Here is a 21,553-nt window from a genome sequence, read left to right on the forward strand (position 1 = left end):
GTATCAGACCGCCCTCATCAGCAGGGTCGCGGCGACGAGGACCGCCGCACCGCCGAACATCGAGACCGCGTAGGAGCGCGCGAAGCCGTTCTGCAGCCTGCGCATGCGTCCGGACAGGCCCCCGACCGAGGCGGCCGTGCCGTTGACGACACCGTCGACCAGGGTGTGGTCGACGTACACCAGGGAGCGCGTGAGGTGTTCGCCGCCGCGGACCAGGACGACGTGGTTGAAGTCGTCCTGCAGCAGGTCGCGCCGGGCGGCCCGGGTGAGCAGCGAACCGCGCGGGGCGACGGAGGGCACCGGGCGGCGGCCGTACATCGCGTAGGCGATGCCGACACCGATGACCAGGCAGACCATCGTCGCGCCGGTGACGGTCGCCGCGCTCAGCGGGGAGTCACCCTCGCTGTGGCCGGTGACCGGCTCCAGCCAGTGCAGGAAGCGGTCGCCGATGCTGAAGAACCCGCCGGCGAAGACCGAGCCGAAAGCCAGCACGATCATGGGGATCGTCATGACCTTCGGGGACTCGTGCGGGTGCGGCTCGGCGTGCTCGCCCTGGTGCTCGGCGGCGGGCTCCGCGCTCGGTGCCTCCGGGGAGCGGGTGGGCTGGTTCCTCCAGCGCTCCTCGCCGAAGAAGGTCATCAGCATCACGCGCGTCATGTAGAACGCGGTGATGGCCGCGCCCACCAGGGCGCAGGCGCCCAGGATCCAGCCCTCGGTGCCGCCCTTCGCGAAGGCCGCCTCGATGATCTTGTCCTTGGAGAAGAAGCCGGACAGTCCCGGGAAGCCGATGATCGCGAGGTAGCCGAGACCGAAGGTGATGAAGGTGACCGGCATGTACTTCCGCAGGCCGCCGTACTTGCGCATGTCGACCTCGTCGTTCATGCCGTGCATCACCGAGCCGGCGCCGAGGAAGAGGCCGGCCTTGAAGAAGCCGTGCGTCACCAGGTGCATGATCGCGAAGACGTAGCCGATGGGGCCGAGACCGGCGGCGAGGACCATGTAGCCGATCTGCGACATGGTCGAGCCGGCCAGCGCCTTCTTGATGTCGTCCTTGGCGCAACCGACGATCGCACCGAACAGCAGCGTGACCGCGCCGACCACGGTGACCGCGGTCTGCGCGTCGGGCGCGGCGTTGAAGATCGCTCCGGAGCGGACGATCAGGTAGACGCCCGCGGTCACCATCGTCGCGGCGTGGATGAGGGCCGAGACGGGGGTCGGGCCCTCCATCGCGTCCCCGAGCCAGGACTGCAGCGGCACCTGCGCGGACTTGCCGCAGGCGGCGAGCAGGAGCATCAGGGCGATGGCGGTGAGCTTGCCCTCGGAGGCGTCGGTCGCGTGGCTGAGGACCGGCCCGAAGGCGAAGGTGCCGAACGTCGCGAACATCAGCATGATCGCGATGGACAGGCCCATGTCGCCGACGCGGTTGACCAGGAAGGCCTTCTTCGCCGCCGTGGCCGCGCTGGGCTTGTGCTGCCAGAAGCCGATCAGCAGGTACGACGCCAGACCGACGCCCTCCCAGCCGACGTACAGCAGCAGGTAGTTGTCCGCGAGGACGAGCAGCAGCATCGCCGCGAGGAACAGGTTGAGGTAGCCGAAGAAGCGGCGGCGGCGCTCGTCGTGCTCCATGTACCCGACCGAGTACAGGTGGATCAGCGAGCCGACGCCGGTGATCAGCAGGACGAACGTCATCGACAACTGGTCGAGGCGGAAGGTGACGTCCGCCTGGAAGCTCTCGACCGGGATCCACGTCCACAGGTGCTGGATCAGGGTGCGGTGTTCGGCGTCCTTGCCGAGCAGGTCGGCGAAAAGGATCACACCGAACACGAAGGAGGCCGTCGACATCAGGACGCCGATCCAGTGGCCGACGGCATCGAGCCGCCGGCCGCCGCACAGCAGTACGGCCGCTCCGAGCAGTGGCGCCGCCACCAGCAGCGCAATCAGGTTATCCACGTTTCTTCCGACCCCTCAGAGCTTCATCAGGCTGGCGTCGTCGACCGAGGCCGAGTGGCGGGTGCGGAACAGGGACACGATGATCGCGAGTCCGACCACGACCTCCGCGGCGGCGACGACCATCGTGAAGAACGCGATGATCTGGCCGTCGAGGTTGCCGTGCATCCGGGAGAAGGTGACGAACGCGAGGTTGCACGCGTTCAGCATCAGCTCGATGCACATGAAGACGACGATCGCGTTGCGCCTGATCAGCACGCCGGTGGCGCCGATCGTGAACAACAGGGCCGAGAGATACAGGTAGTTGACGGGGTTCACTTCGACGCCTCCTCCCGCTTGAAGGTGGCCGGTTCGATCGCGGTGCGCTCCAGGCGCTCCTCCGCGCGCTGCTCCAGCGCCTTGAGGTCGTTGAGCGCCTCGGCCGACACATCCCGGATCTGACCGCGCTCGCGCAGGGTCTTGCTGACCGTGAGTTCCGACGGGGTGCCGTCGGGCAGCAGGCCCGCGATGTCGACCGCGTTGTGCCGGGCGTACACGCCGGGCGCCGGGAGCGGCGGTACGTGCCTGCCCTCGCGGACGCGCTGTTCGGACAGCTCGCGCTGCGTCTTGGCGCGCTCGGTGCGCTCACGGTGGGTGAGCACCATCGCGCCGACGGCTGCCGTGATCAGCAGCGCGCCGGTGATTTCGAAGGCGAAGACGTACTTGGTGAAGATGAGGGCCGCGAGGCCTTCCACATTGCCGTTGGCGTTCGCCTGGCCGGTGCCGTTGAACTCCTGCAGGGAGGCGTTGCCGATCCCGGCGAACAGCAGGACCCCGAAGCCGACTCCGCAGAGAAGGGCCAGCCAGCGCTGGCCCTTGATGGTCTCCTTCAGCGAGTCAGCGGCCGTCACGCCGACGAGCATCACCACGAAGAGGAACAGCATCATGATCGCGCCGGTGTAGACGACGATCTGCACGATGCCCAGGAAGTAGGCGCCGTTGGCGAGGTAGAAGATCGCCAGGACGATCATGGTGCCGGCGAGTGACAGCGCGCTGTGCACGGACTTCTTCATGAAGACGGTGGACAGGGCGCCGATCACCGCGACCGTGCCGAGGACCCAGAACTGGAAGGCCTCTCCGGTGGAGGTGGAGTAGGCGGCGAGTTGCGCGCTCATCGGCCGACCACCTTCTCCGACGCGGGCTCGTCCTCGCCGAAGGTCGAGTCGGCCTCCTGGACGACCTCGCCCTTGGAGACGGCGACCTGGGGGACCGTGCCGGGTGCGGCCTCGGTGACCAGGCCCCGGTAGTAGTCCTGCTCGTCCGTCCCCGGGTAGATCGCGTGCGGGGAGTCGACCATGCCCTCTTCCAGGCCGGCGAGCAGCTGCTCCTTGGTGTAGATGAGGTTGGCGCGGCTGGAGTCGGCCAGCTCGAACTCGTTGGTCATCGTCAGCGCGCGCGTGGGGCACGCCTCGATGCACAGGCCGCACAGGATGCAGCGGGCGTAGTTGATCTGGTAGACGCGGCCGTACCGCTCGCCCGGCGAGTAGCGCTCCTCGTCCGTGTTGTCGGCGCCCTCCACATAGATGGCGTCGGCGGGGCAGGCCCAGGCGCACAGCTCGCAGCCGACGCACTTCTCCAGGCCGTCCGGATGGCGGTTGAGCTGATGCCGTCCGTGAAAACGGGGAGCGGTGGTCTTCTGCTGCTCCGGGTACTGCTCGGTCAGCCGCTTCTTGAACATGGCCTTGAAGGTCACGCCGAAGCCGGCGACGGGGTTCATGAAACCGGGCTTGGTCTCCTTGGGCTCCTCAGCCATCGGACGCCTCCTTTCCATCCGAAGATCCGTCACTGGGAGTATCCGGCCCGCCACTGACAATCAGCTCCCGTTCTCGGCGCGAGCTGCGCCTCGGCACCGGCGGGAGCTCCTGTCCGGGCAGCGGCGGTACGGGGAATCCGCCCGCCATCGGGTCGAACCCGGCGGGCTCTGTGGCCTCCTGCTCCCCCGCCTTGGCCTTCTCGCGGAACATGTCGGCGACGAAGGACAGCAGAAGCAGGGCGAGGACGGCGCCGCCGATGTAGAGGGCGATGTCGGCGAAGTCGTAGTTCTCGTTCCTCAGCGCCCGCACCGTCGCGACCAGCATCAGCCAGACCACGGAGACGGGGATGAGGACCTTCCAGCCGAGCTTCATCAGCTGGTCGTAGCGCACCCGCGGGAGCGTGCCGCGCAGCCAGATGAAGAAGAACAGCAGCAGCTGGACCTTGATCGTGAACCACAGCAGCGGCCACCAGCCGTGGTTGGCGCCCTCCCAGAAGGTGCTGATCGGCCAGGGGGCGCGCCAGCCGCCGAGGAAGAGGGTGGTCGACACGGCCGAGACGGTCACCATGTTGACGTACTCGGCGAGCATGAACATCGCGAACTTGATCGACGAGTACTCGGTGTTGAAGCCGCCGACCAGGTCGCCCTCGGACTCCGGCATGTCGAAGGGGGCGCGGTTGGTCTCGCCCACCATGGTGACGATGTAGAGGATGAAGGAGACCGGCAGCAGCAGGATGTACCAGCGGTCGTGCTGCTGCTCGACGATCGTCGACGTCGACATCGACCCGGAGTAGAGGAACACGGAGGCGAACGCGGCGCCCATGGCGATCTCGTACGAGATCATCTGCGCGCAGGAGCGCAGGCCGCCCAGGAGCGGGTAGGTCGATCCGGAACTCCAGCCCGCCAGCACGATGCCGTAGATGCCGACCGAGGCGACCGCGAGGATGAAGAGCATCGCGATCGGCAGGTCGGTGAGCTGCATCGCGGTCCGCGTGCCGAAGATCGAGACCTCGTTGTCGGCCGGCCCGAAGGGGATCACCGCGATCGCCATGAAGGCCGGGATGGCCGCGACGATCGGCGCGAGGACGTACACCACCTTGTCGGCGCGCTTGACGATGAGGTCTTCCTTGAGCATCAGCTTCACACCGTCGGCGAGCGACTGGAGCATGCCCCAGGGGCCGTGCCGGTTGGGGCCGATGCGCAGCTGCATCCAGGCGACGACCTTGCGCTCCCAGACGATGGAGAACAGCACGGTCACCATCAGGAAGGCGAAGCAGAAGACGGCCTTGACGACGACCAGCCACCAGGGGTCGGTGCCGAACATCGAGAGGTCTTCAGCGGCGAAGTACGGGCTCATCCCTCCACCTCCTTCGGGGCCTCGCCGACGGTCGTCGCCGGGCCGATGCGGACGAGGGCGCCGGGCAGCGCCCCGGTGTCGGAGGCGACTCCCCTGCCGACGGAGTTCAGCGGGAACCAGACCACCCGGTCGGGCATCTCCGCGGTCTGCAGGGGAAGTTCGACGGCTCCCGCGGGGCCGGTCACGGTGAGGAGGTCGCCGTCCTTGACGCCCACCTCGGCCGCCGTCGCGGCCGACACGCGCGCGTGTGCGGCGTGCCGGGTGCCGGCGAGCGCCTCGTCGCCCTCCTGGAGGACGCCCTGATCGAGCAGGAGGCGATGCCCGGCGAGTACGGCCTCCCCGGCCGCGGGCCTCGGCAACTGGCCCCCGGTCTCCAGGGATCCGGAGGCACGCGGCCCGTCCCAGGGACCGAGCCGGTCGATCTCGGAGCGGACGGTGCGCAGGTCCGGCAGACCCAGGTGCACGTCCATGGCGTCGGCCAGCATCTGCAGCACGCGCGCGTCGGTGGGCGCGAGGCGGCGGGTCATCTGTTCGGGCTTGAGCGCGGCGTCGAAGAAGCGCACCCTGCCCTCCCAGTTGAGGAAGGTTCCGGCCTTCTCGGCGACCGCGGCGACCGGCAGGACGACGCTGGCGTGTTCGCTGACCTCACTGGGCCGCAGCTCCAGCGACACCACGAACCCGGCCTCGTGAAGTGCTTCACGCGCGCGTGCCGGGTCGGGCAGGTCGGCGATCTCGACACCCGCGACCACCAGCGCCTGCAGTTCGCCGCTCGCGGCGGCCTCCACGATCTGGCTGGTGTCGCGGCCGTAGCGGTGCGGGAGTTCGGCGACCCCCCAGATCGCGGCGACCTCTTCACGCGCGCGTGGGTCGGTCGCCGGACGCCCGCCCGGCAGCAGGGACGGCAGCGCGCCGACCTCCACGGCCGCGCGCTCTCCGGCCCGCCGCGGGATCCACACCAGCTGGGCCCCGGTGGCGGAGGAGGCGCGTACGGCGGCGGTCAGACCGCCCGCCACGGCGGCGAGCCGCTCGCCGACGACGATCACGGCGCCCTCGGCGCGCAGCGCCTCGGCGGCCTTCGCGCCGTCGTCCTCCAGGCCGACCCCGCTCGCGAGGGCGTCCAGCCACTCGGTCTCGGTGCCGGGAGCCGCCGGCAGCAACGTGCCGCCCGCCTTCTCCAGGCCGCGCGTGGCGTGCGTGGCCAGCGCGAACACCTTCTGTCCGTGCTTGCGCCAGGCCTTGCGCAGCCTCAGGAAGACGCCGGGCGCCTCCTCCTCGGCCTCGAAGCCGACCAGCAGGACGGCGGGCGCCTTCTCCAGGGAGGTGTAGGTGACACCCGTACCGTCGAGGTCCCGTCCCCGTCCGGCGACCTGTGACGCCAGGAAGTCGGCCTCCTCGCCGCTGTGCACGCGTGCGCGGAAGTCGATGTCGTTCGTGTCGAGCGCCACGCGCGCGAACTTGCTGTACGCGTAGGCGTCCTCGACGGTGAGCCGGCCGCCGGTCAGGACGCCGGTGCGGCCGCGCGAGGCGAGCAGGCCCTGAGCGGCGATCTGCAGCGCCTCCGGCCAGGAGGCCGGTTCGAGGTCACCCTCGGCGTTGCGCACCAGGGGGGTGCCGAGCCGGTCGCGCTGCTGCGCGTAGCGGAACGCGAAGCGGCCCTTGTCGCAGATCCACTCCTCGTTGACCTCGGGGTCGTTGGCCGCCAGGCGCCGCATGACCTTGCCGCGCCGGTGGTCGGTGCGGGTCGCGCAGCCGCCGGAGCAGTGCTCGCACACGCTCGGCGAGGAGACCAGGTCGAAGGGACGGGAGCGGAATCGGTACGCCGCCGAGGTGAGCGCGCCTACCGGGCAGATTTGGATGGTGTTGCCGGAGAAGTACGACTCGAAGGGGTCGCCCTCACCGGTGCCGACCTGCTGCAGCGCGCCCCGCTCCAGCAGCTCGATCATCGGGTCGCCGGCGACCTGGTTGGAGAAGCGGGTGCAGCGCGCGCACAGCACGCACCGCTCGCGGTCGAGCAGGACCTGCGTGGAGATCGCGACCGGCTTCTCGTACGTCCGCTTCTTGCCCTCGAAGCGGGACTCGGCCTGGCCGTGCGACATGGCCTGGTTCTGCAGGGGGCACTCGCCGCCCTTGTCGCAGACCGGGCAGTCCAGCGGGTGGTTGATGAGCAGCAGCTCCATCACACCGTGCTGGGCCTTCTCGGCGACCGGCGAGCTGAGCTGCGTCTTGACGACCATGCCGTCCGTGCACGTGATGGTGCAGGACGCCATCGGCTTGCGCTGGCCCTCGACCTCGACGATGCACTGCCGGCAGGCGCCGGCCGGGTCGAGGAGGGGGTGGTCGCAGAAGCGGGGGATCTCGATGCCGAGCTGTTCGGCGGCCCGGATGACCAGGGTGCCCTTGGGCACGCTGATCTCGGCGCCGTCGATCGTCAGCGTCACCAGATCCTCCGGCGGGACCGCCGTCTCTCCCCCTCCCGAGGGAGCACTGGTGGTCACGGTCATGCGTTCACCTCCGTGCGGTCGGCCCAGGCCGTCGACTTGGCCGGGTCGAAGGGGCAGCCGCGACCCGTGACGTGCTCCTCGTACTCCTCGCGGAAGTACTTGAGCGAGGAGAAGATCGGCGAGGCGGCGCCGTCGCCGAGGGCGCAGAAGGACTTGCCGTTGATGTTGTCGGCGATGTCGTTCAGCTTGTCGAGGTCGGACATCACGCCCTTGCCGGCCTCGATGTCACGCAGCAACTGCACGAGCCAGTACGTGCCTTCGCGGCACGGCGTGCACTTGCCGCAGGACTCGTGGGCGTAGAACTCGGTCCAGCGGGTGACGGCGCGGACGACGCAGGTCGTCTCGTCGAAGCACTGCAGGGCCTTGGTGCCGAGCATGGACCCGGCGGCGCCGACGCCCTCGTAGTCGAGGGGCACGTCGAGGTGCTCGTCGGTGAACATCGGCGTCGAGGAGCCGCCCGGCGTCCAGAACTTCAGCCGGTGGCCCGGCCGCATGCCGCCGCTCATCTCGAGGAGCTGGCGCAGCGTGATGCCGAGCGGGGCCTCGTACTGGCCGGGGCTCGCGACATGGCCGCTGAGCGAGTACAGCGTGAAGCCGGGGGACTTCTCGCTGCCCATCGACCGGAACCATTCCTTGCCCCGATGGAGAATCGCGGGAACCGACGCGATCGACTCGACGTTGTTCACAACAGTCGGGCACGCGTACAGGCCCGCCACGGCGGGGAAAGGGGGACGGAGCCGCGGTTGACCCCGGCGGCCTTCGAGCGAGTCGAGCAGTGCGGTCTCCTCACCGCAGATGTACGCGCCGGCGCCGGCGTGCACGGTGAGTTCCAGGTTCAGCCCGCTGCCCAGGATGTTCTCGCCGAGGTAGCCCGCCGCGTAGGCCTCGCGCACGGCCTCGTGCAACCGCCGCAGAACGGGGACGACTTCACCACGCAGATAGATGAAGGCATGCGAAGACCTGATGGCGTAACACGCGATGACGATGCCCTCGATGAGGCTGTGCGGGTTCGCGAAGAGGAGCGGGATGTCCTTGCAGGTACCCGGCTCCGACTCGTCGGCGTTGACAACCAGATAGTGCGGCTTTCCATCACCCTGCGGAATGAACTGCCATTTCATTCCCGTCGGGAATCCCGCGCCGCCGCGGCCGCGCAGACCGGAGTCCTTGACGTACGCGATCAGGTCGTCCGGCGACATCGCCAGCGCCTTGCGCAGGCCCTCGTATCCCTCGTGCCTCTTGTAGACGTCCAGCGTCCAGGACCTGTCCTCGTCCCAGAAGGCCGACAGCACGGGTGCGAGCAGCTTCTCCGGGCTGGTGTCCTTCAGTTCGGGTGCCAAGGTCATCACTCCCCCTCCTCGGCGGCGGGCCCTGCCGGGTGGGCTGGGTCGGAGGCCGACGTGTCCTGCGGCGCGTCGTGCGAGCTGAGGTGCTCGGTCGGCGACGGCTCGTGCACTTCCCTGTTCTGCGGCTCGTCGTGCGGGCCGCCGTCCCGCGGATGGACCACGCGCGCGGGTGCGGCCTCTCCCCTTGCCAGGCGGAGGCCCACCAGCGACGCCGGTCCCGCACTGCCGCTCTCCTCGACGGCCCCGGGCCGCTCGTCGGGGAAGCCGGCCAGGATCCGCGCGGTCTCCTTGAAGGTGCACAGGCGCGCCCCGCGCGTGGGCTCGACGTCCCGTCCGGCGCGCAGGTCGTCGACGAGGCGCTTGGCGCTGGCCGGGGTCTGGTTGTCGAAGAACTCCCAGTTGACCATCACCACCGGCGCGAAGTCGCAGGCCGCGTTGCACTCGATGTGCTCCAGGGTGACCTTGCCGTCGCCGGTGGTCTCGCCGTTGCCGACGCCGAGGTGCTCCTGGAGCTCCTCGAAGATCGCGTCGCCGCCCATCACCGCGCACAGCGTGTTGGTGCAGACGCCGACCTGGTAGTCGCCGCTCGGCTTGCGCCGGTACATCGTGTAGAAGGTCGCGACGGCGGTGACCTCGGCCGTGGTCAGCTCCAGCACGTCCGCGCAGAACTGCATCCCGGTGCGCGTGACATGGCCCTCCTCCGCCTGCACGAGGTGCAGCAACGGCAGCAGGGCCGAGCGGGAGTCGGGGTAGCGGGCGATGATCTCGCGCGCGTCCCTCTCGAGCCGCTCTCGGACGTCGGCCGGGTAGGCGGGCGCGGGCAGTTGGGGCATGCCCAGGCTGACGCCGTGCTCCGAAGAACTGGTGGTCACCGGTCGACGCCTCCCATCACGGGGTCGATGGACGCGACGGCGACGATGACGTCGGCGACCTGGCCGCCTTCGCACATCGCCGCCATGGCCTGCAGGTTGGTGAAGGACGGGTCCCGGAAGTGGACCCGGTAGGGGCGGGTGCCGCCGTCGGACACGGCGTGCACCCCGAGTTCGCCCTTGGGCGATTCGACGGCCGCGTACGCCTGTCCCGGCGGGACGCGGAAGCCCTCGGTGACCAGCTTGAAGTGGTGGATCAGGGCCTCCATGGAGGTGCCCATGATCTTCTTGATGTGGTCGAGGGAGTTGCCGAGCCCGTCCGGTCCCAGGGCGAGCTGGGCGGGCCAGGCGATCTTCTTGTCGGCGACCATGACCGGGCCGGGCTGCAGCCGGTCCAGGCACTGCTCGATGATGCCCAGCGACTGGCGCATCTCCTCCAGGCGGATCAGGAAGCGCCCGTAGGAGTCGCAGGTGTCGGCGGTCGGGATCTCGAAGTCGTAGGTCTCGTAGTCGCAGTAGGGCTGTGTCTTGCGCAGGTCGTGCGGCAGGCCAGTGGAGCGCAGGATCGGGCCGGTGGCGCCGAGGGCCATGCAGCCGGCCAGGTCCAGATAGCCGACGTCCTGCATACGGGCCTTGAAGATGGGGTTCCCGGTGGCGAGCTTGTCGTACTCCGGGAGGTTCTTCTTCATCTTCTTCACGAACTCGCGGATGTGGTCCACCGCGCCGGGCGGCAGGTCCTGCGCGAGTCCGCCGGGCCTGATGTACGCGTGGTTCATGCGCAGGCCCGTGATGAGCTCGTAGATGTCGAGAATCATTTCACGATCACGGAAGCCGTAGATCATGATCGTGGTGGCGCCGAGCTCCATGCCGCCGGTGGCGATGCACACCAGGTGGGAGGAGAGCCGGTTCAGCTCCATCAGGAGCACCCGGATGATCTTGGCGCGCTCGGTGATCTGGTCCTCGATGCCGAGGAGCTTCTCGACGGCGAGACAGTAGGCGGTCTCGTTGAAGAAGGACGTCAGGTAGTCCATGCGCGTCACGAACGTGGTGCCCTGCGTCCACGTGCGGAACTCGAGGTTCTTCTCGATGCCGGTGTGGAGGTAGCCGATGCCGCAGCGGGCCTCGGTGACCGTCTCGCCCTCGATCTCCAGGATCAGGCGCAGCACTCCGTGGGTGGAGGGGTGCTGGGGACCCATGTTGACGACGATGCGCTCGTCGTCGGCGCGGGCCGCGGACTGGACGATCTCGTCCCAGTCGCCACCGGTGACCGTGTATACGGTGCCCTCGGTGGTCTCGCGGGCCGATGCTGACTGCGTGCTCACGAGTACGACCTCCGCTGGTCCGGAGCCGGGATCTGGGCGCCCTTGTACTCGACGGGGATGCCGCCGAGGGGGTAGTCCTTGCGCTGCGGATGGCCCTGCCAGTCGTCCGGCATCATGATCCGGGTCAGGGCCGGGTGACCGTCGAAGACGATCCCGAAGAAGTCGTAGGTCTCGCGCTCGTGCCAGTCGTTGGTCGGGTACACCGACACCAGCGACGGGATCTTCGGGTCGCTGTCGGGGGCGCTGACCTCGAGGCGGATGAGCCTGTTGTGGGTGATCGAGCGCAGGTGGTAGACGGCGTGCAGCTCGCGGCCCTTGTCGTGGAGGTAGTGGACTCCGCTGACGCCGGTGCACAGCTCGAAGCGCAGGGCCGGGTCGTCGCGCAGGGTGCGGGCGACGCGCAGCAGGTGCTCACGCTCGATGTGGAAGGTGAGTTCGCCGCGGTCGACGACCGTCTTCTCGATGGCGTTGTCGGGCAGCAGGCCCTGTTCCTCCAGGGCGCCCTCGAGTTCGTCGGCGACCTCGTCGAACCAGCCGCCGTAGGGGCGGGTGGCCGGTCCCGGGAGGCGGACCGAGCGGACCAGGCCTCCGTAGCCGGAGGTGTCGCCGCCGTTGGTGGCGCCGAACATGCCGCGCTGGACGCGGATCTCCTCGCCGCCCTCGCCGCGCTGGCCGGGGAGGTTGGAGGCGCCGAGGTCCTTCTCGGGGTTCACCCCGTTGGCGTCGCTCACCGCAGCAGCCCCTTCATCTCGATCGTGGGCAGGGCCTTGAGCGCCGCCTCCTCCGCCTCGCGGGCCGCCTCCTCGGCGTTCACGCCGAGCTTGGAGGTCTGGATCTTGTGGTGGAGCTTGAGGATGGCGTCCATCAGCATCTCGGGCCGTGGCGGGCAGCCCGGGAGATAGATGTCGACCGGGACGATGTGGTCGACGCCCTGGACGATGGCGTAGTTGTTGAACATGCCGCCCGAGGAGGCGCAGACCCCCATGGAGATCACCCACTTGGGGTTCGGCATCTGGTCGTAGACCTGCCTGAGCACCGGCGCCATCTTCTGGCTGACCCGGCCGGCGACGATCATCAGGTCCGCCTGGCGGGGTGAGCCGCGGAAGACCTCCATGCCGAAGCGCGCCAGGTCGTAGCGGCCGGCGCCGGTGGTCATCATCTCGATGGCGCAGCAGGCCAGGCCGAAGGTCGCCGGGAAGACGGACGCCTTGCGCACCCAGCCCGCGGCCTGCTCCACGGTGGTCAGCAGGAAGCCGCTCGGCAGCTTTTCTTCGAGTCCCATGTCGTTAAAGGCCCCTCAGTCCCATTCCAGGCCGCCTCGCCGCCATACGTACGCGTAGGCGACGAAGACGGTGAGCACGAAGAGCAGCATCTCCACGAGCCCGAAGATCCCCAGGGCGTCGAAGGTGACGGCCCAGGGGTAGAGGAAGACGATCTCGATGTCGAAGACGATGAAGAGCATCGCCGTCAGGTAGTACTTGATGGGGAAACGCCCGCCGCCGGCCGGCGTGGGGGTGGGCTCGATCCCGCACTCGTAGGCCTCGAGCTTGGCCCGGTTGTAACGCTTCGGACCGATCAGCGTGGCCATGACCACGGAGAAGATCGCAAAGCCTGCCCCGAGGGCTCCCAGTACGAGGATGGGCGCATACGCGTTCACCGCTCCTCGCTCCTCTCAGTCGGCACTGACTGCTGGCGATGGTGTCGGACTCACACCGGCCTCCTACGCCCCTCTAACCTCCGTTCGTCCCAACGAAGATCGAGAACATGTGAAGCAGGTCACAAGCCCAACTGCCTCGCATCTTATGCCTGCCGCTCTGTGATCTGCGACACGGGGTATTGCACAACCTTTGTGATCTCCACCACCTGACGAAGGATCATGAAGTCGGATGAGCGGTGATCTTCGTACGCGAAGCGCCAGAGTGATCACCAGAGGTGACATTTTCGCTCGTCGGCGCAGTTCGGAGGGGGCGTCTCCATATCAAGAGAGTTCCGCTGCATGCAAATTGGTGCTGGACCCACCGTCCTGATAGTGGAGCCGATTCACACCTCGGAGTGAGACCGGCGGCGGGATGTGAACGCGTGCATCCGTTCACGAGCGAGTCCGCCTCGCGATCCCGGCGCAATCCCGTCGTGATCTACGCGCGTGACGCACACACCGCTGTGACCGTTGCGTGACCTCCGCCACATCCATGAGAGGCGCCTGAGAACCGGGCTTGGCCAACTGTCCCAACCGATGGTAGGCCGGGGGCAATTCGGGCGTAATGGCGAAAGAACGTGATCACGGGCCCGAGGGCCCCCGTCCGCAATGTCCGTTACGGCGTCAATAAGGAACCCTGGGCGAGGAATTTGAGGGGTCCATTGAGCAACTGTGGCGCACCACACGTTTCTTGAAGGTATGGAGGAGCCCCTGATACCGGTTGTTCTCATGTCCCACACCGCTCACATACGCAGCCACCGGAAACCCCGCCGCAGCGCGACGACGAACCTCGCCGTGCGTGCCGGAGTTGCCGGTGGCGTTCTCAGCATGGCGGCGGCGGGTGCGGCCTCGGCGAACGCGGCCGAGACCACTCAGACCCTGCAACTGCCCACCCTGACGGCCGACCTGGCCGCCCAGGTCGCCCAGTCCGCGGACGCCACTCAGCAGGCGGCCGCGAACTACGAGCTGCAGGCCGAGCGTGACGCGGCCGCCGCAAAGGCCGCGAAGCAGGCCAAGGCGGACCTCGCCGAGGCGAAGAAGAAGGCCGAGGCCAAGAAGAAGGCCGAGGAGGCCCGTAAGGCCGCCGCGGAGCGCGCCGCGTCCCGCAGCTCGGAGCGGACCACCCTGTCCGCCTCCGTGGGCTCCAGCGCCTCCACGAGCTCCTCCACGGCCACCGGTTCGGCCGCGGCCGTCATCGCCTTCGTGAAGGCACAGATCGGCGACGCGTACGTCTCCGGCGGCACCGGGCCCAACTCGTGGGACTGTTCCGGCCTCATGCAGACCGCGTTCAAGCAGGTCGGCATCAGCCTGCCGCGCGTCTCGCAGGACCAGTCGACGGCCGGCACCCAGGTCTCGCTGAGCAACCTGCAGCCCGGCGACATCCTGTACTGGGGCAGCGCGGGCAGCGCGTACCACGTGGCGCTGTACGTCGGTGACGGCATGTTCGTCGGCGCGCAGAACCCGTCGACCGGCGTCGTCGAGAAGCCGCTCTCCTACGACCCGCCGACCGGCGCGGTGCGGGTGCTCTGACACCGGGACACATCAGGACACAGGACACGACACGGAAAGGGCCGCTGCCGCTCGGGGGCAGCGGCCCTCCGTCGCGCCCCCGGCCGGGACCGCGTACGGCGTGACGCCCGAATTGTCCGCGATGGGCAGGGCGTTGACGGCGCGTCGCGCGCACTCGTCGGGACCCGTCCATGGCGGCGGCCCGGCTGGACGAGATGTCCCGCCGGGCCGCCGACGTGAAGGCCCCCGGGGCCGAGCCCTGTCGGGCTAGGCCTTCGGCGCCACCTTGCTCAGGCCGTTGATGATGCGGTCCATCGCGTCGCCGCCCGTCGGGTCGGTGAGGTTGGCGAGCATCTTCAAGGTGAACTTCATCAGCAGCGGGTGGGTGAGGCCGCGCTGGGTCGCGATCTTCATGACCTTCGGGTTGCCGATGAGCTTCACGAAGGCGCGGCCCAGGGTGTAGTAGCCGCCGTAGGTGTCCTTCAGGACGCGCGGGTAGCGCTGCAGGGCGAGTTCGCGGCCCGCGGGCGTCGGGCGGGCGTGGGCCTGGACGATGACGTCGGCGGCGATCTGGCCGGACTCCATGGCGTAGGCGATGCCCTCGCCGTTGAAGGGGTTCACCAGACCGCCGGCGTCGCCGACCAGCAGCAGACCGCGCGTGTAGTGGGGCTGGCGGTTGAAGGCCATGGGCAGGGCGGCGCCGCGGATGGGGCCGGTCATGTTCTCCGGCGTGTAGCCCCAGTCCTCCGGCATCGACGCGCACCAGGCCTTGAGCACCTCGCGCCAGTCGAGTTCCTTGAAGGAGTCGGAGGTGTTGAGGACGCCGAGGCCGACGTTCGAGGTGCCGTCGCCCATGCCGAAGATCCAGCCGTAGCCGGGCAGGAGGCGGGCTTCCGGGCCGCGGCGGTCCCACAGTTCCAGCCAGGACTCCAGGTAGTCGTCCTCGTGGCGGGGAGAGGTGAAGTACGTGCGGACCGCGACGCCCATTGGGCGGTCCTCGCGGCGGTGCAGGCCCATGGCCAGAGACAGCCGGGTCGAGTTGCCGTCGGCCGCCACGACCAGCGGCGCGTGGAAGGTGACCTCGCGCTTCTCCTCGCCGAGCTTGGCGTGCACGCCGGTGATGTGCCCGGTGCGCTCGTCGACGATCGGGGCGCCGACGTTGCAGCGCTCGTACAGCCGCGCGCCCGCCTTCTGGGCCTGGCGGGCGAGCTGCTCGTCGAAGTCGTCGCGCTTGCGGACCAGTCCGTAGTCCGGGAAGGAGGCGAGATCCGGCCAGTCGAGCTGGAGGCGGACGCCGCCGCCGATGATGCGCAGGCCCTTGTTGCGCAGCCAGCCGGCCTCCTCGGAGACGTCGATGCCCATGGCCACGAGCTGCTTGACCGCACGCGGGGTGAGGCCGTCGCCGCAGACCTTCTCGCGGGGGAACTCGGTCTTCTCCAGCAGGAGTACGTCGAGGCCGGCCTTGGCGAGGTGGTACGCGGTCGTGGAGCCGGCTGGCCCCGCGCCGACCACGATCACATCGGCGGTGTTTTCGGAGAGGGGCTCGGTCACGGCGGGATCTCCCCAAGGTTCGAAATCTGCGTGCCGACCGGCACTGGACATGGGCAGTCTATTCAGCAGCATTGATCACCCGGCTGAAGGGCTGCCCCGTGAACCGAGCTCTCCCCGTAGTAGGGCTGCGTGTCCCCACCGACGAGGACGCGATCGCCTGGCACCGGGTCTTCGATGACCCGGACGTCATGGCGTTCCACGGCGGCGCGTCGGCGGAGCTGTCGGTCTACGAGGAGCTCACCGCCCGCCAGCGCCGCCACGACGCCGAACTCGGCTTCTGCCTGTGGACCATGACCGACGAGTCCGGGCGGGTCATCGGCTTCACCGGAGCCCAGCCGTGGCCGCGGGACTGGGGTCCCAAGGGCGAGATCGAGATCGGCTGGCGGCTCGGGCGGGCGTTCTGGGGCAAGGGCTACGCGACGGTGGCCGCGCGGATGACGCTGGAGCGGCTGAGGGCGGCCGGGGTGGCGAGCGTGGTGGCGATGGTCAGACCGGGCAACGAGCGGTCCGTCGCCGTCACCAGGCGCCTCGGCATGGAACTGGAGCGCACCTTCCCGCATCCGCGGTTCGACGAGGACGCCCTCTGCTTCCGGCTCGACCTCAAGACGGCGGTCACGCTCAGTAACTGACTGTTACAGAAAGACACTTGGCGCTTCCGGACGACACCCCGGGCGGTTACCCTGCCAGTACCGCTGGGGGTGACATCTGTGCACATAACGCCCAAGACACCCGAAGTACGAGTTCCGAGGCTGGTCGGGCTGATGGCCATGGACGCGCGCGAGGCGGCGCGGTCGCAAGGCCTGTTCCTCAACTCCCCCGACCGGCCGGACTTCCATCTGGCCGTCGTCGACTACGTCGTACGCCAGTACCCGCAGCCCGGCGCCGAGGTGCCGCGTGACTCGATGGTGTACGTGTGGTTCGAGTTCGGCGAGGGAGAGGGCGGCGGGGGCGTGCGCGAGCCCCGCATCCCCCGGCCTCCGACGGGCGGACTGCAGCGTGAGCTGGACCAGCCGGGCGACCCGTACGCCGTGATCAGCTCTGCTTGAAGCCGCGGTGCAGGGCGACGACCCCGCCCGTGAGGTTGCGCCAGGCCACCTTCGACCAGCCCGCCTTCTTCAGGTGCTCGGCGAGGGCCGGCTGGTCGGGCCAGGCGCGGATGGACTCGGCGAGGTAGACGTAGGCCTCGGGGTTGGAGGAGACCGCGCGGGCGACCGGCGGCAGGGCGCGCATCAGGTACTCGGTGTAGACCGTGCGGAAGGGTGCCCAGGTCGGGTGCGAGAACTCGCAGATCACCACCCGACCGCCGGGCCGGGTCACCCGGTACATCTCCCGCAGGGCCCCGTCGAAGTCCTGGACGTTGCGCAGCCCGAAGGAGATGGTCACGGCGTCGAAGGTGTCGTCCTTGAACGGCAGCCTCGTCGCGTCGCCCGCGGTCAGCGGCAGCCAGGGGTGCTTCTTCTTGCCGACCTGGAGCATCCCGAGCGAGAAGTCGCACGGGACGACGTACGCGCCCGTGCGGGCGAACGGCAGCGACGAGGTGGCCGTGCCGGCGGCCAGGTCCAGGATCTTCTGCGCGGGCCGGGCGTCGACCGCCCTGGCCACCTCCTTGCGCCACACCCGGTCCTGGCCGAGCGACAGCACGTCGTTGGTCAGGTCGTACCGTTCCGCCACGTCGTCGAACATCGAGGCGACTTCGTGCGGCTGCTTGTTCAGGGAAGCGCGGGTCACGCCCGCCATTCTTGCAGTACGGCGTCCGGGAACCGCTCAGGGGAGGAGCTTCGGCCTCTTCTTCGCCGCCACGTCCTCCACCCAGCCGCACAACAGGACGAACACGGCGATCAGGACCCAGCCGACGCCGAACATGAACCACTGGCTCTCCAGCGGCAGGTACTTCTCGAACGCGGGCACGTTCCAGAACCGGTCGATCAGCGGGACGGCCAGGATCAGGGCGATCTCGTGCCAGAGATAGATCGTCACCGCGCGCGAGTTGAAGATCGTCACGAGCCGGTCGGTGCGCCGGAAGCGGGTGAGCCAGGCGAAGTCGATCCGGAAGTACGCCTTGGCCCACATCAGCGGCATCACGCAGCCGGCCGACCAGAAGGCCTGGGCGAGCGGGTTCTCGTCCAGGTCGTAGGTGCCGAAGTCGGCCTGGTGCGAGAAGGCGTACCAGCCGCCGCAGCCGATCGCGGCGAGCGAGAGGGCGACGACCGCCACGGGTCTCGTCCGCTGGAGCACGCCGTCGCGGTGGGCGAAGCCGAGGATCCAGCAGAAGAGGTACGTCGACAGGTCCCACAGGGCGCTGCCGAAGCGGTTGTCGGGGCCCGACCAGAGGAAGTTCAGGACGAGGATCGGGGCGAGGGAGAGGAACAGGACGGGGACCGGGGCGAGCCGGAAGACCCGCAGCAGCAGCGGGGACAGCAGAACGAACCACAGGTAGGTGCGCAGGTACCAGAGGATCTCCCAGGCCTGCTCGCCCCACGCGTTGCCCGGCGGGTCGCCGAGCGGCACGACCCAGTAGACGATCTGCCAACCGGGCATCCAGCCGTGGACGAGCATGGCCAGCACCACGAACACGCCCCAGAACCAGAACGGGGGCAGCAGACGGCGCAGCCGGCTCCTGAGCACCTCGGCGGCGGGGCGTTCGAGGGACTTCGCCATCAGGGTGCCGGCCAGGCCGAACATGATCCCCATGGAGGGGAAGACCATTCCGCACCAGGCCCACCCGAAGGTGTGATACGTGACGACGCGGATGAGGGCGAGGGCCCGGAGAGTGTCGAAGTAGCGGTCCCGTACCGGGCGCCGGGGTTCCGCGGCGGGCTCGGCGCTGGGCTCGGGGAGCGCGGGGAGAGTGGCGTTCCTTCTGTGCGAACCCATCTCAGCTCACCCCCGCCGGCGTGCCGACCTCGCCGGTGCGCTTCAGCTTCTGCCAGCGCAGGCGGCCGCCCGTCAGGGCGGTGATGCAGGAGTGGATCAGCACGAGGTACATCATCTGCCGGTAGGCCAGTTGCTGCAGCGGCATCATCAGCAGGTACCGGTACTTCTCGCGGTCGAGGCGGAACGCGTAGGCCGCGCAGACCAGTTGGATGCCCAGGACCGCCAGCCAGGCGCAGAGCGCGGCCCAGAAGTCGACGAAGATCATCGAGTAGGCGGTGAAGACGTCGATCAGAGGCGCGCAGACCGGCGTGAGGATCTGGAAGATCACCACCAGGGGCATGCCCACCCGGCCGAAGCGCCCCGAAGGACCCCTGTCCGTGAGGGACTTGCGGTGCTTCCACAGGGCCTGCATGGTGCCGTACGACCAGCGGTAGCGCTGGGACCACAGCTGCTTGAGCGAGCCCGGCGCCTCCGTCCACGCGCGCGCGTGCTCCTGGTAGACGACCCGCCAGCCCGCACGGTGCATGGCGATGGTGATGTCGGTGTCCTCGGCGAGGGTGTCCTCGCTCATGCCGCCGACCTGGAGGACGGCGTCGCGGCGGAACGCCCCGATCGCGCCGGGGATGGTCGGCATGCAGCGCAGCAGGTCGTACATGCGGCGGTCGAGGTTGAAGCCCATCACGTACTCGATGTGCTGCCAGGCGCCGATGACCGTGTCACGGTTGCCGACCTTGGCGTTGCCGGCGACCGCGCCGACCGCGGGGGCGGCGAAGGGCTGCACGAGCTGCCCGACCGTCTCCGGTTCGAAGACGGTGTCGCCGTCCATCATCACGACGATGTCGTGGCTGGCGCTGCGCACGCCATTGTTGAGGGCGGCGGGCTTGCCCGCGTTCTCCTGCCGGACGACGCGGACGTTCGTCATGCCCAGCGAGCGCGCCGCCTCGCGGGCGATCTCGGAGGTGCCGTCGGTGGAGCCGTCGTCGACCACGATGATCTCGATCGGGTGGGTGCTCCGCGACAGCGACCTGAGGGTGTTGGCGATGCACTCCTTCTCGTTGTACGCCGGGACGATCACGCTCACCGGGCGGGTGACCGTCGGCCCCCAGCTGAAGCGGCGTTTGTTGCGCTGTCTGTAGTGGCGGCGGGCGAGGACCAGCATCATCCCGAAGCGGCCCATGACCGCCACGCCGACGACGACGAGTCCCACGGACAGTGCGGGAACGGTCCACTCGGCGACGGCCACGGCGGCGACGAGGGCCTTGCCCTCGTACAGGGTGGTGCCGGTCGCGGTGCGGTGGGCCGCCTGGAGGCGGGCGGTGTCCGAGCCGCCCTGGCCGCGCTGTGTGCCGGCACCGGGCGCGGGCTGCTGTCCCACGGCTCCCGTCGCCCGGCGGCTGCTCGCGTTGTCCTTCTCGACGACCCCGCTGATGGTGGTGAAGGTGTAGCCCTTCGCCTTCATCTTCTCGATGTACTCGGGCAGCGCCTTGATGGTCTGCGAGCGGTCGCCGCCCGCGTCGTGCATCAGGACCGAGGCGCCCTTGTTCTTCTTCGGCGTGGCCCAGTCGACGATCTTCGCCACTCCCGGCTTCTTCCAGTCGTCGCTGTCGGTGTCGACGAAGACGCTGGTGTAGCCCTCCTTGCCGAGCCGCTGGTAGACGGGCCAGCTGTAGTTGTCGATGGCGTCGGTCTCGGAGGAGTACGGCGCCCGGAACAGCGTGGTCGTGATGCCGGCCGCGCCCGCCAGCGCGAGCTGGGTCTGCTCCATCTCCCGGTCGACCCGGGATTCGCTCTGGTAGGACAGGTCGACGTGGGTGAAGGTGTGGACGCCCACCTCGTTGCCCTGCTCGACCATGGTCTTCACGATGTCCGGGTAGCGCGAGACCATCGAGCCGACCAGGAAGAACGTGCCGGGCACGTCGTACTTGTCCAGGATCGCCAGCACCTGGGGCGTCCAGGTGGGGTTCGGGCCGTCGTCGAAGGTGAGGGCGATGGTCTTGTCCGGCACCGACAGGGTGGTGGCCCGGCCGCCCCGGAAGGTCAGGATCGGGCCGCCGTCGAGGATCGTGTCCGGCACCTTGCTGGAACTGGCTCCGTCGCGCACCCGCTGGTCGCCGCCGACCTCGGCCCGCAGATAGCCGTCGAGGAGCATGATGCTGGTCAGCGCGAGCAGCAGCAGGCCGGCCAGGATGACCCGGGGCTTCTGCAGGGCCGCGGCCTTCCCCGCCGCCCGCTCGATGCGGGAGGGGGCGCGGCGGCGGCCGCGGGAGGATGTCGTCGTGGTCGTCATGGGTGTCCGCGTTCCGGTCAGTCGGCCGCGGAGGCGGACGCGGTCACGGACGGGGAGGGGGTGCCCGAGGGCAGCGCGGTCGGGGCGCCGCTGGGCCGGCCGCCGACCCGGTAGCCGACGTCGCCCTGCCGGCCCAGGCCGCCGGGGCCGGTGCCGCTTCCGCCCGGGCCTGCCTGGCCGCTGCCGAAGGGCAGCAGCGAGGACGAGCTCGAGGCGCCGATGCCCATGAAGGCCAGGCCCAGGACGACGGCGTACCCGAGGCACAGGACGCCGACGAGGATGCCGATCCGGCGCAGCAGCTTGGAGCGGCGTCCGGAGGCATCGACGAACACGGGCCCCTCGTCGGACCCGTTGCCGCGTTTGCGGCGGCGACCACCACTGGCCGCGCGGTTTTCGATGGCAGGCTCGGAATGCATTCCCCAGACATTAGGCAGGCTTTATGTGATCGACGGAACCCTTCTTGTGAGCCGCATATGAGATCCGCTTCCACCTGTCCCTTTCCTTA

The 21,553-nt window shown here is 69.1% G+C and carries 20 protein-coding genes; 3 read left to right on the forward strand and 17 right to left on the reverse strand.

Annotation, left to right across the window (positions count from 1 at the left end; genetic code table 11):
• Nucleotides 1-3 precede the first annotated feature (3 nt).
• Genes nuoL through ACIGDI_RS13725 form a run of 12 tightly spaced genes read right to left on the reverse strand, consistent with a single transcriptional unit; the run spans nucleotide 4 to nucleotide 12,788 of the window.
• Nucleotides 4-1,950: an NADH-quinone oxidoreductase subunit L gene (gene nuoL, locus ACIGDI_RS13670; protein ID WP_399894975.1), complete on the reverse strand. Its 1,947-nt coding sequence runs from the start codon at nucleotides 1,948-1,950 to the stop codon at nucleotides 4-6.
• 15 nt (nucleotides 1,951-1,965) lie between these two features.
• Nucleotides 1,966-2,265, reverse strand: a complete 300-nt coding sequence (gene nuoK, locus ACIGDI_RS13675; RefSeq protein ID WP_071384283.1) for an NADH-quinone oxidoreductase subunit NuoK — start codon at nucleotides 2,263-2,265, stop codon at nucleotides 1,966-1,968.
• Entirely contained in the window at nucleotides 2,262-3,101 is an 840-nt protein-coding gene (locus ACIGDI_RS13680; protein WP_390630710.1) for an NADH-quinone oxidoreductase subunit J, read from the reverse strand. The genes nuoK and ACIGDI_RS13680 overlap by 4 nt, the downstream gene beginning before the upstream one ends.
• Nucleotides 3,098-3,739 carry an NADH-quinone oxidoreductase subunit NuoI gene (gene nuoI / locus ACIGDI_RS13685; RefSeq protein WP_390630709.1) on the reverse strand — a complete coding sequence of 214 codons (642 nt, stop codon included), beginning with the start codon at nucleotides 3,737-3,739 and terminating at the stop codon, nucleotides 3,098-3,100. The genes ACIGDI_RS13680 and nuoI overlap by 4 nt, the downstream gene beginning before the upstream one ends.
• Entirely contained in the window at nucleotides 3,732-5,096 is a 1,365-nt protein-coding gene (gene nuoH / locus ACIGDI_RS13690) for an NADH-quinone oxidoreductase subunit NuoH (protein WP_399894980.1), read from the reverse strand. The genes nuoI and nuoH overlap by 8 nt, the downstream gene beginning before the upstream one ends.
• On the reverse strand, nucleotides 5,093-7,597 hold the full coding sequence (locus tag ACIGDI_RS13695; RefSeq protein ID WP_399894983.1) for an NADH-quinone oxidoreductase subunit G: 2,505 nt from the start codon (nucleotides 7,595-7,597) through the stop codon (nucleotides 5,093-5,095). Before ACIGDI_RS13695 ends, nuoH begins: the two co-directional genes overlap by 4 nt.
• A complete protein-coding gene (nuoF, locus tag ACIGDI_RS13700) occupies nucleotides 7,594-8,940 on the reverse strand; it encodes an NADH-quinone oxidoreductase subunit NuoF (protein ID WP_399894986.1) in 1,347 nt (448 codons plus the stop codon). Before nuoF ends, ACIGDI_RS13695 begins: the two co-directional genes overlap by 4 nt.
• The gene (gene nuoE, locus ACIGDI_RS13705; RefSeq protein WP_200701467.1) at nucleotides 8,940-9,812 is read right to left on the reverse strand and encodes an NADH-quinone oxidoreductase subunit NuoE; all 873 of its coding nucleotides are present in this window, start codon (nucleotides 9,810-9,812) and stop codon (nucleotides 8,940-8,942) included. The genes nuoF and nuoE overlap by 1 nt, the downstream gene beginning before the upstream one ends.
• A complete protein-coding gene (locus ACIGDI_RS13710; RefSeq protein ID WP_399894990.1) occupies nucleotides 9,809-11,131 on the reverse strand; it encodes an NADH-quinone oxidoreductase subunit D in 1,323 nt (440 codons plus the stop codon). The genes nuoE and ACIGDI_RS13710 overlap by 4 nt, the downstream gene beginning before the upstream one ends.
• The gene (locus tag ACIGDI_RS13715) at nucleotides 11,128-11,862 is read right to left on the reverse strand and encodes an NADH-quinone oxidoreductase subunit C (protein ID WP_399894993.1); all 735 of its coding nucleotides are present in this window, start codon (nucleotides 11,860-11,862) and stop codon (nucleotides 11,128-11,130) included. The genes ACIGDI_RS13710 and ACIGDI_RS13715 overlap by 4 nt, the downstream gene beginning before the upstream one ends.
• A complete protein-coding gene (locus tag ACIGDI_RS13720; protein WP_023547484.1) occupies nucleotides 11,859-12,413 on the reverse strand; it encodes an NADH-quinone oxidoreductase subunit B family protein in 555 nt (184 codons plus the stop codon). Before ACIGDI_RS13720 ends, ACIGDI_RS13715 begins: the two co-directional genes overlap by 4 nt.
• 15 nt (nucleotides 12,414-12,428) lie before the next feature.
• Nucleotides 12,429-12,788, reverse strand: coding sequence for an NADH-quinone oxidoreductase subunit A (locus ACIGDI_RS13725; RefSeq protein WP_003992243.1), 360 nt, complete (start codon nucleotides 12,786-12,788; stop codon nucleotides 12,429-12,431).
• Nucleotides 12,789-13,556: 768 nt separating this feature from the next.
• Between ACIGDI_RS13725 and ACIGDI_RS13730 the strand changes: the two genes are divergently transcribed.
• Nucleotides 13,557-14,357 carry a C40 family peptidase gene (locus ACIGDI_RS13730; RefSeq protein ID WP_142141846.1) on the forward strand — a complete coding sequence of 267 codons (801 nt, stop codon included), beginning with the start codon at nucleotides 13,557-13,559 and terminating at the stop codon, nucleotides 14,355-14,357.
• A gap of 246 nt (nucleotides 14,358-14,603) precedes the next feature.
• On the opposite strand, the gene ACIGDI_RS13735 is transcribed toward ACIGDI_RS13730, so the two are convergent.
• Nucleotides 14,604-15,938: a geranylgeranyl reductase family protein gene (locus ACIGDI_RS13735; RefSeq protein ID WP_399894996.1), complete on the reverse strand. Its 1,335-nt coding sequence runs from the start codon at nucleotides 15,936-15,938 to the stop codon at nucleotides 14,604-14,606.
• A 47-nt stretch (nucleotides 15,939-15,985) separates the two neighbouring features.
• Here ACIGDI_RS13735 and ACIGDI_RS13740 point away from each other — a divergent pair, with 47 nt between their 5' ends.
• Nucleotides 15,986-16,516, forward strand: coding sequence for a GNAT family N-acetyltransferase (locus ACIGDI_RS13740; protein ID WP_399894999.1), 531 nt, complete (start codon nucleotides 15,986-15,988; stop codon nucleotides 16,514-16,516).
• A gap of 78 nt (nucleotides 16,517-16,594) precedes the next feature.
• Nucleotides 16,595-16,933, forward strand: a complete 339-nt coding sequence (locus ACIGDI_RS13745; protein WP_399895002.1) for a PASTA domain-containing protein — start codon at nucleotides 16,595-16,597, stop codon at nucleotides 16,931-16,933.
• On the opposite strand, the gene ACIGDI_RS13750 is transcribed toward ACIGDI_RS13745, so the two are convergent.
• From ACIGDI_RS13750 to ACIGDI_RS13765, 4 genes are read right to left on the reverse strand one after another with little or no spacing between them, the layout of a single operon-like run.
• Nucleotides 16,920-17,615 carry a demethylmenaquinone methyltransferase gene (locus ACIGDI_RS13750; RefSeq protein ID WP_200701473.1) on the reverse strand — a complete coding sequence of 232 codons (696 nt, stop codon included), beginning with the start codon at nucleotides 17,613-17,615 and terminating at the stop codon, nucleotides 16,920-16,922. The two genes, ACIGDI_RS13745 and ACIGDI_RS13750, sit on opposite strands and share 14 nt — an antisense overlap.
• Before the next feature lie 36 nt (nucleotides 17,616-17,651).
• Nucleotides 17,652-18,761, reverse strand: coding sequence for an acyltransferase (locus tag ACIGDI_RS13755; protein ID WP_399895005.1), 1,110 nt, complete (start codon nucleotides 18,759-18,761; stop codon nucleotides 17,652-17,654).
• A gap of 1 nt (nucleotide 18,762) precedes the next feature.
• Nucleotides 18,763-21,048 carry a bifunctional polysaccharide deacetylase/glycosyltransferase family 2 protein gene (locus ACIGDI_RS13760; protein ID WP_399895008.1) on the reverse strand — a complete coding sequence of 762 codons (2,286 nt, stop codon included), beginning with the start codon at nucleotides 21,046-21,048 and terminating at the stop codon, nucleotides 18,763-18,765.
• 17 nt (nucleotides 21,049-21,065) lie between these two features.
• Nucleotides 21,066-21,464, reverse strand: a complete 399-nt coding sequence (locus tag ACIGDI_RS13765) for a hypothetical protein (protein WP_399895011.1) — start codon at nucleotides 21,462-21,464, stop codon at nucleotides 21,066-21,068.
• Between the last annotated feature and the right edge of the window lie 89 nt (nucleotides 21,465-21,553).

The organism is Streptomyces sp. NPDC085900 (genome assembly GCF_044540925.1).
Classification (GTDB): Bacteria; Actinomycetota; Actinomycetes; order Streptomycetales; family Streptomycetaceae; genus Streptomyces; species Streptomyces gilvifuscus.

What these genes read in the sequence shown, in the direction of transcription:
- ACIGDI_RS13720 (WP_023547484.1), bottom strand. Translation starts at nt 12,413, where the DNA reads ATGGGACTCGAAGAAAAGCTGCCGAGCGGCTTCCTGCTGACCACCGTG.
- ACIGDI_RS13755 (WP_399895005.1), bottom strand. Translation starts at nt 18,761, where the DNA reads ATGGGTTCGCACAGAAGGAACGCCACTCTCCCCGCGCTCCCCGAGCCC.
- ACIGDI_RS13695 (WP_399894983.1), bottom strand. Translation starts at nt 7,597, where the DNA reads ATGACCGTGACCACCAGTGCTCCCTCGGGAGGGGGAGAGACGGCGGTC.
- ACIGDI_RS13765 (WP_399895011.1), bottom strand. Translation starts at nt 21,464, where the DNA reads ATGCATTCCGAGCCTGCCATCGAAAACCGCGCGGCCAGTGGTGGTCGC.
- ACIGDI_RS13730 (WP_142141846.1), top strand. Translation starts at nt 13,557, where the DNA reads ATGTCCCACACCGCTCACATACGCAGCCACCGGAAACCCCGCCGCAGC.
- nuoI (WP_390630709.1), bottom strand. Translation starts at nt 3,739, where the DNA reads ATGGCTGAGGAGCCCAAGGAGACCAAGCCCGGTTTCATGAACCCCGTC.
- ACIGDI_RS13735 (WP_399894996.1), bottom strand. Translation starts at nt 15,938, where the DNA reads ATGTCCAGTGCCGGTCGGCACGCAGATTTCGAACCTTGGGGAGATCCC.
- nuoH (WP_399894980.1), bottom strand. Translation starts at nt 5,096, where the DNA reads ATGAGCCCGTACTTCGCCGCTGAAGACCTCTCGATGTTCGGCACCGAC.
- ACIGDI_RS13760 (WP_399895008.1), bottom strand. Translation starts at nt 21,048, where the DNA reads ATGACGACCACGACGACATCCTCCCGCGGCCGCCGCCGCGCCCCCTCC.
- nuoF (WP_399894986.1), bottom strand. Translation starts at nt 8,940, where the DNA reads ATGACCTTGGCACCCGAACTGAAGGACACCAGCCCGGAGAAGCTGCTC.
- ACIGDI_RS13680 (WP_390630710.1), bottom strand. Translation starts at nt 3,101, where the DNA reads ATGAGCGCGCAACTCGCCGCCTACTCCACCTCCACCGGAGAGGCCTTC.